General features: G+C 64.3%; 11 protein-coding genes. All 11 read right to left on the bottom strand.

All coding sequences use genetic code 11. The features are described from left to right. Position 1: 1 nt before the first annotated feature. On the bottom strand, positions 2-646 hold the full coding sequence (locus tag LMH93_RS09595) for a YmfQ family protein (protein ID WP_230065080.1): 645 nt from the start codon (positions 644-646) through the stop codon (positions 2-4). Continuing rightward, a complete protein-coding gene (locus LMH93_RS09590) occupies positions 637-1680 on the bottom strand; it encodes a baseplate J/gp47 family protein (RefSeq protein ID WP_230065079.1) in 1044 nt (347 codons plus the stop codon). Before LMH93_RS09590 ends, LMH93_RS09595 begins: the two co-directional genes overlap by 10 nt. Then, positions 1670-2056, bottom strand: a complete 387-nt coding sequence (locus tag LMH93_RS09585; protein WP_230065078.1) for a phage GP46 family protein — start codon at positions 2054-2056, stop codon at positions 1670-1672. The genes LMH93_RS09590 and LMH93_RS09585 overlap by 11 nt, the downstream gene beginning before the upstream one ends. Then, positions 2053-2553 (bottom strand): phage baseplate assembly protein V, encoded by a 501-nt coding sequence (locus tag LMH93_RS09580; protein ID WP_230065354.1) that lies wholly within the window; start codon positions 2551-2553, stop codon positions 2053-2055. Before LMH93_RS09580 ends, LMH93_RS09585 begins: the two co-directional genes overlap by 4 nt. An 8-nt stretch (positions 2554-2561) precedes the next feature. After that, a complete protein-coding gene (locus LMH93_RS09575; RefSeq protein WP_230065077.1) occupies positions 2562-3671 on the bottom strand; it encodes a phage baseplate assembly protein in 1110 nt (369 codons plus the stop codon). Between the two features lie 3 nt (positions 3672-3674). Next, positions 3675-4937, bottom strand: a complete 1263-nt coding sequence (locus tag LMH93_RS09570; protein ID WP_230065076.1) for a DNA circularization protein — start codon at positions 4935-4937, stop codon at positions 3675-3677. After that, positions 4930-6924, bottom strand: a complete 1995-nt coding sequence (locus LMH93_RS09565) for a phage tail tape measure protein (RefSeq protein ID WP_230065075.1) — start codon at positions 6922-6924, stop codon at positions 4930-4932. Before LMH93_RS09565 ends, LMH93_RS09570 begins: the two co-directional genes overlap by 8 nt. Before the next feature lie 129 nt (positions 6925-7053). After that, the gene (locus LMH93_RS09560) at positions 7054-7350 is read right to left on the bottom strand and encodes a phage tail assembly protein (RefSeq protein ID WP_230065074.1); all 297 of its coding nucleotides are present in this window, start codon (positions 7348-7350) and stop codon (positions 7054-7056) included. After that, positions 7347-7694, bottom strand: coding sequence for a phage tail tube protein (locus tag LMH93_RS09555; RefSeq protein ID WP_230065073.1), 348 nt, complete (start codon positions 7692-7694; stop codon positions 7347-7349). The genes LMH93_RS09560 and LMH93_RS09555 overlap by 4 nt, the downstream gene beginning before the upstream one ends. Positions 7695-7748: 54 nt before the next feature. Beyond that, a complete protein-coding gene (locus LMH93_RS09550; RefSeq protein WP_230065072.1) occupies positions 7749-9236 on the bottom strand; it encodes a phage tail sheath subtilisin-like domain-containing protein in 1488 nt (495 codons plus the stop codon). Next, entirely contained in the window at positions 9236-9439 is a 204-nt protein-coding gene (locus tag LMH93_RS09545; protein WP_230065071.1) for a DUF2635 domain-containing protein, read from the bottom strand. The genes LMH93_RS09550 and LMH93_RS09545 overlap by 1 nt, the downstream gene beginning before the upstream one ends. Between the last annotated feature and the right edge of the window lie 4 nt (positions 9440-9443).

Here is a 9443-nt window from a genome sequence, read left to right as displayed (position 1 = left end):
GTTATAGGTCCTTGTAACCGCCCACCGCTGCGGGGGCGACGTAGTGAATGGCGTTGAACAGCTGATCGACCTTCTCGGCAATCGCCTGCACCACTTCCAAGCCAAAGCCCATGCGCACATCGGTGTACTCGGGCGCCTCCAGTTGCAACCGGCAATCCAGCACGGCGGCCTCTACCGTGGCAAAGAGGTCGATAGGCACCTGAACCTGCCACGACCACGGCCAACCATCGCCGTAGAGGAAGTCGCCAGCCACCGCAGGCCCGGCGCGCGGGGGGCGAAACTCGGCAATCTGTGCCTCGACACCGGCCTGATTAGCCAGGCTCAGGTAATACGAACGCTGCGGGGCACCGGTGGCGGTCAGTTTGTTGATGACCGCCTGCCGGCGCTCTTCCAGCGTCTGCGAGCCGGGCACCGTGCAGGCATCCGGCAAGCCGAGATAGGCCTCCCAATCCGCCAGCAGCCAGGTTACGGTTGCCGGGTTCTGCTCAAGCGATAGTTGCGCCGCCGCCGCGTCGACGCGGGCCAGCTCCGGGGCCGAGCCGGCAATCAGCTGGGCCACATCCGGCTGTAGCTCGGGGTCAAACGCAGGGCCCGGCGGGAACAGCTGCTGCAGCTGGTCGCGGTAATCGTCCTCGGTCATAGCCATGTGATGGTTCCTAGCGTGCCCATTTCGTTGGTGGCCACCAGCACATCCGCCGCCGGGCTCGGCAGTTCGTGATCGGTCTCACCTGGGGTGTTACTAATCGCGGAGCGAATATGCGTGCGATACAGCCTCGACCCCGGCCCGGCCTCATCCGCGATCAGGGTGGCCAGCGACTTGCGTACTTCCTCGCGCAACGCCACGCTGTCCGGGGTCAGCTTGACGGTGACGCTGATAACCCGATTGATCGGCGCGAAGGCATACACCTCGGCAGTGACGGGGCGCTTTATCTCGAGATAGGCCTGCACCTCGGCCACCTTCTCGGCGCTGGGGAAAATATCCTCATCGCCGTCGCACACGAACATCAGGCCGAACGTACCGGGCCCCATCCAGCGCGGCAGCGCCCAAGCGCGGGTCACGCCGGGCACCTCCAGCGCCCACTCTTCGAAATCGGGACTGCTGCCTACCTTGCTCGGGTTCTGAAACGCCGCCTGCACCCGCGTGCGCAGCTGCTCGATCTCTTCCTGATCGGCGCCCCCGGCCACGCCACCAGCGCCGATTACGGCTTCAGGATTGACGCCCAAGGCCGGGCTGACGGCGGTCAGCTTGCCCGACTCGACGTTACCCAAGGCGCCAGGTTCTTCGGCGCGCACCCGCACCTGCGCCGTACCACCCACCAGACGCGTCGTTACGGTCACGACGTAGCGGCGTCCGTCTTGATGCTGGTAGACCATATCGGCATCCACCAAGGCGTTATTAGCGCCGCTGACGACAATGCGGCCTGCGGCTGGAACAGCCGCCTTGCGCCCGTCCTTAAGGCGCCATTCAGCCCATTTCAGCAGCATCTCTTCATCGCAGGTCGCCGGGTGGGACTGCCGCGCGATCCACTCCTGATGGCCGTACAGGCCGTAGGCGGCACCACTCAGCACCCGCGAAGCCACCTTGGCGTCAGAGCGGCGCAGCGCGTCCGGGGCATTGCGCTCAAAATCCGATTGGGTACGCGTGATCAGCGCGGGCAGCGTCGGCATCTCATACGGCATTGATCAGACTCCAGGTATCTTCAAAAGCAAGCTTGAGGGTTTCCCCGTTCAGCTCTGTCAGCAGCACCACCAGGTTGAGCCGGTCATTACCCAAGCGCTCCGCCGTTACCGTCACGGTGGTGACAATGTCGTCATCGGTCATCCAGCGCAGCGCCTCTTCGGCGTACTCCCGCGCATCGCGCAAGGTGTCATCGGTCAACGTGCGTCGGCGCAGCAGATACATCCGCGAACCGATCTGGTCGCCGGCCTCGCTCGGTACACAGTCGCCCCACCACCCCTGCCGGTCGGCATCGTCCAAAGCGTCGTCGGGCGCCGCGCGCCGCCAACTGAACAGGCTGATGGTCACCGCGCGGCGCAGCAGGGGTTCGCGGCTCATTCGCCACCCCCGACAGGAGGGCCGGACTGGCCTAGCCCCGACAGAACCTTGTCGTGGATGTGCTCAATCTGGCTGATGCCGCCCGCCACTTGGTCGCCGGTCGATTCGATGCGCCCAGTGGTGTTGATCAGCGGGGTATCGAACTGCACCGACTGGCCGGCCTTGATCCGCAGCGTCTGGGTTTCCATCTCGATGACCCGGCCACGCTTGAGCACAACCCGGTCGCCTTCGTCGGTGTACAAGGCCACTTCACCGGCCAGCAGGCCGGGCAGGCGGTAACGCCGATCCGATACCACCAGCACCACGCCGTGGCTGCGGTCACCGATAAAGCCCGCCAAGGCCTCGGCGCCTTCCAGCGGGCAGGACGTAAACCCGTAGGGCTCCAGGTGTTCCATATCGTCTTTCACTTCGCCGGCCGTGATGCGTAACTGCAGGCTCTGCAGCTTGCGCGTGGCGTTGGCCAGCACCACCACGCCACGGGCCAATACGCCCGCCATTGGGTTTCTCATGGCTTGTAGTCCGCAGGAATGAGGTATTCAAAGTTGTCGGTCTTCTTGCCCTTCTTGAGCTTGCGGCTCTCGTAGGCGTCGTTGGGCTCGGGCAGGAAGCCGTCAGGCGGCGCCACAGTGACCTTGCACACGGTTCCCGACTCGCCCAGCTCGTAGTTGATTTCACTGATCAGCATGTCGCGGTCCAGGCCGATCAGCGGGTCAATCACCCGCACGATCATGTTGTGCCGCCACAACGCCCCGTTGCTCTGCCGCCACCCCTGCACCACGTAGTTCAGGGTCAAGGCGCGGCTGATCGCATTGGCCCGCTCCCAATCCACGCGTGCCCGTGCCATCTCCGGGGTCATCTGCCCGGACTGGTGAATCACCTTGACCCGACGCCGCGTCACCCGGTCATCCGCCAGCGCTGCTTCCACCTCGCTGGCCGCCGTGCCGAAAGTCGTGTCGGTGCCACTGCGCTGGCCCCGGCTGATGTATTCGGAGAACACATTGGAGAAATCCAGATTGGTGTCACCCGACAGGATGTTCTTGCCCAGCTCCAAGTTGTCGACGGCACGGCCGGCAGTACCCGGGGTGGCAATCACCAGGCGCCCACGGCCATCGTCCGTACTGAACAGCCGCGACAGGGTCAGCAGCCGGTCAATGCTCTCGAAAGCGGTTTCCCCAGGCTCGATGGTGTGATCATCAAGGCCGAGGGTGACCGCCGCTTCGTTGACCACCTTGATGCCGTACTCGCCGGCCAAGGCCTCGACAATCTTCTGTACGCTCTGCCCACGCCACTGGCCGGGCGAGTTGACCGCCGCACAATCCACCAGGTCGGCGGTCTTAGAACGCCCGGCAATGCTCAGGGTGATCGTTTGAGCGTCGTAGCGGATCGGCGTACTGAACACGTACCCGCTCAGCACCAGGTCGCTACCAATACGCACCTCGACCGTTTCACCCTGCTGGATTCGCACCGGCATTTCGCTGCTACCCGGCCACTTCCAGGTAACGCCAACGCTGAAATCACGGGCCTGCCGCTCAAGCCCGGCGCTGATGCTGACATCTTTCCAACCCCCATAGTCATGCGCGCCAACGCTGAGGGTGACGGTGTTGTCTGGCTCCATGGCTTAACTCTTGGCGACTTGCAGTTCGATGGCGGGCACGAAGCCCGGGTGGCGGATCTTGTTACGCGTAATGATTTCACTGCCACGCAGGGCATCGCCGTACAGTCGGTGAGCCAGCACCAAGGATGGCACCGCAAGCCGGGGCCGATACGGATGCAACCACACCCCGCTGCGGGCCACATCGGTCAGGTGCCGATCCAAGGCCTGACGCGCGTCACTGAGCACGCCGAAGTGATCCGGCTGGCTGTCCTCGGCAATCGTCCACATCGCCTCGCTGATCGCGTCCCTGACGGCCAGAATGTCGTCAGCTACCGGCACACCGGCATCCATCACACTGCCTGACGTCACAGTCGCACCCTGCTGCTCCAGCTGGACACTGAGCGCGGCCGGCTGCTCGATGCTGCGCACACTGGCCACAGGCACTTCGGCCATGTCCAGCAGCAAGTCGACCAGCGCGGCATCCTGTACCAGGCCGATCACCGCCGACTGGATCAACGCCGTATCAGGGTCATCGGTGGCCAGGCGCGTGGCCGAAAGTGCCGTGATCGCCTCGGCCTTGGCCTTGGACGACTGCAGCGACGAACCGGTCGAGCCATAGCCACTGAACCAGCGTTCAATACTGGCAATGTCACTCAACAGGCTGGCCGCCAAGGCCCCCGGTGCATTGATCAGCGACTGCACCAAAGCCCCGATATCCGCCACCAGCGAGGTCAGCGGCTTGAGGAAGTTGATGGCGAAGGCATACGCACTGGCGATGGCCCGACGCACCTTGTTGACCTGCTGCCGCGCCCAGTTGACCTTGGCCATAACCGCCGCAAAGCGCGCCTTGATCGACTCCAGCAAGCTCGGCACATGCGCCGCCAGCTGCCGACGGGTGTTGACCCGCTGCACCGGGAAAGCCAGCGCGCCGTCGATGAACTCCAGGTTGAAGCGCACCATGCCCAGTTCGTAACGGGAGTGGGAGATTTCACAATCTCCCGCCGTCACGGTCAGGCGGCCAAACCACGGATGGATCAGCTCACCCGGCCCCGGCGTATCCAGCGCGACCAGCAATCGGTCGCGATGGCTAATGAAGTCGGGGCCGATGATGAAGCCATCAAAGCTATATTTGCGGGTTTGCCGGCCCATGTCTTCCACCAGGGGCTGATCACGCTTGGGGTATTCATGCAGCTGGGTTCGCCGGCCAACCGGCACGCTGTCCCTGTCCACCCAGAACGGCACGCCACGAAACGACGCCTCGCGGCGCAGGTCGCGCCATTCACTCATTAGTGCCACCCATTGTTCGCCGCCCCACATTAGGCGTGATGATCACGCCAGGTTGACTGGTTTGCGTCTCTTGTACGCGTATGCCCGGCGGCGGGTTGTCGAAGGCCACCCGCAGCTCCCCTTCCAGTTGCTGCTTGCCGCCCACCTGCGCCGACTGGCGTAACAGCGCGCCCGGCTCAGGCAATTGTCCAGGCGCCCGCAGCAGGCTACCCGGCGCGGGTAACGGCGCCGCCGCACGCAACATGGAGCCCGGCGCAGGGGTCGGCGACGGCGCTTGCAACAGTGCCTCAGGACTAACCCCAAACGCTTTCTCACGCGCAGCCTGGACCCCCTGCGCGACCTGCACGGCATTGGCCTGCACCAAGGCGCCGCTACCACCGGCGACCGAGTTACGGGCCCTCTGCTCGTCAGCCAGTCGCTGCACCCGCACCGTCAGGCTCTCACCGTCGCCGCCGCCAAACAGCTTGAGCAGCGGCTCAAGGTACGGGCTTACCCGATCCCACAAGCCCTTGAACCAACCCACGATCGGCTCCCAGTTCTTGCGGATCTGGTCCATAGGCATCCAGTCGAACAGGCCTTGCAGGAACGTCATGAATGGGGTGGTGTAGGCCTTGATCAGCTCCCACAGAGCGCTAAAGAACGGCCCAAGCTTCTCCCAGTTGGCAACGATCAGGCCGGCAGCCGCCGCGATGCCCACCGCAATCAACCCTATCGGGGTCGCGGCGAAGGCCACGCCCAGCACCCGCGCGGCCACCGTGGCCGCAAACACCGCCGCACGCAGCGCCGTGAAGGCCGCCCCGGCTATGACGATGCCGCGCACCAGCTGCGGGTTGTCGCTGATCATCAGCGCTACCTGGCTGATCCACGGCCGCAACTGGTCAAGCACCGCGTTGATGCCCGGCAACAAGGCGTTGCCAAGCGCCCGCGCGGCGCCGTTGATGCCGTTGCGCAGCAGTTGCAGGTTATTGGCCGTGGTCGCGGCCCGAGAGGCGTATTCCTGCTCCATGGAGCCGGCGAACTGCTGGGCATCGCTGACTTTCTGCAGGTTGCCGCGCAGCAGCTCCAGGTTGGTCAGCAGCGGCGTGATGGCCCCGATAGACTCGGTACCAAACAGCTCGGCAAGGATCGCCGGGCGCTTCGCTGCATCCACCTGACCAATGCGCTTGAGCAGGTCCAGCATGGTGCCTTGCGCATCCTTCTGCATGTTCTCGGCCACCGTCTTGGAGTCCAGGCGCAGCGACTTGTACGCCTGCGCCTGAGCCCTGGTGGCGGCCGTGCCCTTGGTCATGGCCAACATGAAGTTCTTGATACCGGTAGCCGCCACATCTTGCTTGACGCCCACCCCGGCCATGGTCGCGCCGATGGCAGCGATCTGCGCCGAGGACAAGCCGGCGACCTCACCCAGCGCGCCGACCTCGGTGATGATCCCGGAAATTTGCTTGGTGGTGGCCGGACCGGTGTTGCCCAGGTAGTTGATCCGGTCGGCCAAGGCCACAACCTCACCCTGATTCATCCGAAACGCGGTGCGCCACTTGGCCATCATGTCGCCGGATTCGTCGGCGGTCTGGTCAAAAGCAATGCCCATCTTGACTGCCGACTCGGCAAAGCTCAGCAACTCATCCCGGGCAATGCCGGACTGACCACCGGCCGCGACGATCTTGGCAATGTCGGTGGCCGCCATGGGCAGACGCTCCGACAGCCGGCCAATGTCGTCGCCCATTTCCTTGAACTGGTTGGGCGTATCGAAGTTCACCACCTTCCGTACATCGGCCATTTGCGACTCGAATTCGATGGCCGCACGGGCGCCGGCAATGAATGGGGCCGCCATGGCCCCACCGGTGATGATGTCGCTCCAGCCGATCTTGCCGAGGCCGGTGCTTTCCAGGTTCTTGCGGAACGTGGAAATGTTCTTTCGCACACCCGCCAAGGTCGGCGAGAGCTTGTCGACGCCGGTGATCAGCGCCTTGAGCTGAAACTTGTCAGCCATCCTCCCCCCTCAGCGTTTCCGCAATGCGCTGACTGTGCGCGGCGGCCTCCAGGATCACGTCCAGGGTGCGCTCCATGACCTGCTCCGGGTCGGTTTTCCAGAACCAGGCCAGGTCGTAGGCCGTGGCGATCAGGCCGTCAACGTCGCTGACGCCGGCGCCAAGAAAAAACCGGCGATGGTCCAGGCGGCATTGTTCAAGTCCGCAAGGTCCAGCTGCTCCACCGAGGATTGCGGGATGGCGGCACAAACGGCGATGTACTTGGCGGCCACGTCCAGATCGAGCGCCACGGCCTCATCCTTGTCCATCTTGTACGGCAGGGCCTTGATCGCGCGGGCCTCTTTTACCGTGGGGCGACGCAGCTCCAGCTGGGTGACCTCGATGCCGTGCGCCTGAATCGGCGCCGACAGTTTGATTACTTCACTCATTGCCACGCCCCCTTGATTCCTTCCCACTTGAGGTCGATGGTACCGTCGTCGCCCTTGGCCGCCGGCTCGTCGACCAGGTACGCGCCGGACAGCACGTAGACTCGGCCGTTGCCAAACTCGGCGGTGATGGTGGCGTCGGTAGCGCCGGTAAGCTGTGCCAACGGCAGGTCGGGGTCATCGACCACTGTGGCCTGCACGTACGGAATGCGGTCCTCTTCCTTGAAGAAGCCCGGCGCGATGGATTCACGCTTGACGTCACTGATCGGGCATTCAACCCCACCCGTGACGGTGAACTGGGCGCCGTCTGCCTTGATGTAGACGGTGCCTGCGACTTTCTTGCCCATGGGCAACTCCTACAAAAAGGCCCGCACGGTGGCGGGCCTTGGTGGGTGGTTCAGTTACGACGCGGCGTACTGCAGGCGGAACTGGTACTGCAGGGCGAATACCCGCAGCTGGTTCACCAGGTCCGGCGGATACAGCACGTTCAAGCGGGTCGGGTCGGTGGTAGAGCGCTCTACCACCAGGTACTTGGCGAAGGCGTCGGCGTTTTCCACGATGCCCAGCAGCTCAAGGGTCTGATACCCCGCGATCAGCTCCGCACGGATCACGTTAGGGGTGACGATGGCCTGCCCAGCGCCAAAGCGCGTACCGTCATCGGCCAGCTTGTGCCGGCCGTACTTGCTGGTGATGCGCCCTTTCAGGAAGTTGATGACGTACGCCGACTGGTGCAGCGTCTCGCTGTCCAGGAACGAATTGTCAGGCTGCCCCAGGGCGTTCTGCCGATAGGTCGTGATGCCGCGCTCGATGCGCTGCGCGCCGCCACTGCTGTAACCGGTGGCAATACCGTGAGTCAGCAGCGACTGCCGCTCGGTCAGCATGAAACGGTCACCCGATGGGGCCGGGGTGAGGCCGTTCAGCTCGCCGGTCTGCGTCGGCCTGGCCGGATCTGCCGAGATGAACACGGCGGTGCGCGCGGCATACCCGGCGGCGTGTCGCCACACAGGGTCCGAGCATTCCTTTTCAAAGCCGTATACGGTCACGTGCGGGTCGTTGCGGGCGTCACCCAAGGCCACCAGCTCACCCAGCGTGCCGCGACACGCCGAGTAGACGTGACCGTACAGCTGTCGCGCCCAGCTCCAGCGGCCGCTACTGTCGTCCATGAAGCCTTTCCAGGCATCCAACGAGGTGGCATCGGTCCACGGCGCACAGATGAACTCAAACGGCTCGTCGCCAAGCACGGCCAGCGCCTGGGCGATATCCGGCGAACCTACGCCGCCGGCCATCGGCGTTACGGTAACGGTAAGGCCCATCGGGGTCAGTTCGCCATTGCTACGACCTTGGCGATTCAGCTCCAGCTGAATGTCATTACCGCTGAGGCCGGACCAGCGGCAGGTCAAAGTCACCTCACCCGTGGTCGCTGTCGCCAACACACCCAGGCCGGCGGCGTTGACCGCTGCGGCCAACACCGTGGCCACCGCCGCCGCCGAAGCACCACTGGCCACCGTGGCCCGCACGCGCTGGCCGCCGATGTACAGATTAATCTGCCCACCGGCAGTGGTGGTGCCCGCAATGACTACCTTGCCGGTGGCCTTGGTGCCGGTGGCCTTGAGCGGCAGACACCATACTTCGCCCACCAGGTCGATGCGGCGCCAGGTTTCGTACATGTCGGCCAGCATCGAGCCGACGCCGCCGATGGTCTTGGCCAAGCTGAGGTCCGACACCAAGGTCAGCTTGCCAATTTCCGGGGCAGTGGCATCGTCGTTGACCTGACCAACGATCAGGCGCAGCAGGCTGCCGCTCGCACTGTTTGCCTGACTGTTGTCGACCTCTGCATAGAACAGCGGCACACGCAGGTCGCTGGGGATGCTATTGAAACTGACGGCCATTATTCAGCACTCCCGTTAGTGGCTGCGGCCTTGGCCGAAGCCTTAGCCGCAGCAGGTTTCTTATCGCTCACATCGCCCACGCGCAGGCGGCGCAACCAGTACGCATCGCGCGGCACTTCGCGCCCTTCGGGCGGCAGCACGCCGCCCAGCTCCGGGTCAGGCACGACGCGGCCCTCCACCGGATACACGGTGATTCGAGTCATGGGG

It is taken from the genome of Pseudomonas sp. CIP-10, from assembly GCF_020911845.1.
GTDB lineage: Bacteria > Pseudomonadota > Gammaproteobacteria > Pseudomonadales > Pseudomonadaceae > Aquipseudomonas > Aquipseudomonas alloputida.
This window is presented reverse-complemented; position numbering and strand designations above follow the sequence as displayed.

Coding starts and splice junctions, on each gene's coding strand:
- LMH93_RS09595 (WP_230065080.1), bottom strand. CDS start 646: ATGGCTATGACCGAGGACGATTACCGCGACCAGCTGCAGCAGCTGTTC.
- LMH93_RS09590 (WP_230065079.1), bottom strand. CDS start 1,680: ATGCCGTATGAGATGCCGACGCTGCCCGCGCTGATCACGCGTACCCAA.
- LMH93_RS09585 (WP_230065078.1), bottom strand. CDS start 2,056: ATGAGCCGCGAACCCCTGCTGCGCCGCGCGGTGACCATCAGCCTGTTC.
- LMH93_RS09580 (WP_230065354.1), bottom strand. CDS start 2,553: ATGGCGGGCGTATTGGCCCGTGGCGTGGTGGTGCTGGCCAACGCCACG.
- LMH93_RS09575 (WP_230065077.1), bottom strand. CDS start 3,671: ATGGAGCCAGACAACACCGTCACCCTCAGCGTTGGCGCGCATGACTAT.
- LMH93_RS09570 (WP_230065076.1), bottom strand. CDS start 4,937: ATGAGTGAATGGCGCGACCTGCGCCGCGAGGCGTCGTTTCGTGGCGTG.
- LMH93_RS09565 (WP_230065075.1), bottom strand. CDS start 6,924: ATGGCTGACAAGTTTCAGCTCAAGGCGCTGATCACCGGCGTCGACAAG.
- LMH93_RS09560 (WP_230065074.1), bottom strand. CDS start 7,350: ATGAGTGAAGTAATCAAACTGTCGGCGCCGATTCAGGCGCACGGCATC.
- LMH93_RS09555 (WP_230065073.1), bottom strand. CDS start 7,694: ATGGGCAAGAAAGTCGCAGGCACCGTCTACATCAAGGCAGACGGCGCC.
- LMH93_RS09550 (WP_230065072.1), bottom strand. CDS start 9,236: ATGGCCGTCAGTTTCAATAGCATCCCCAGCGACCTGCGTGTGCCGCTG.
- LMH93_RS09545 (WP_230065071.1), bottom strand. CDS start 9,439: ATGACTCGAATCACCGTGTATCCGGTGGAGGGCCGCGTCGTGCCTGAC.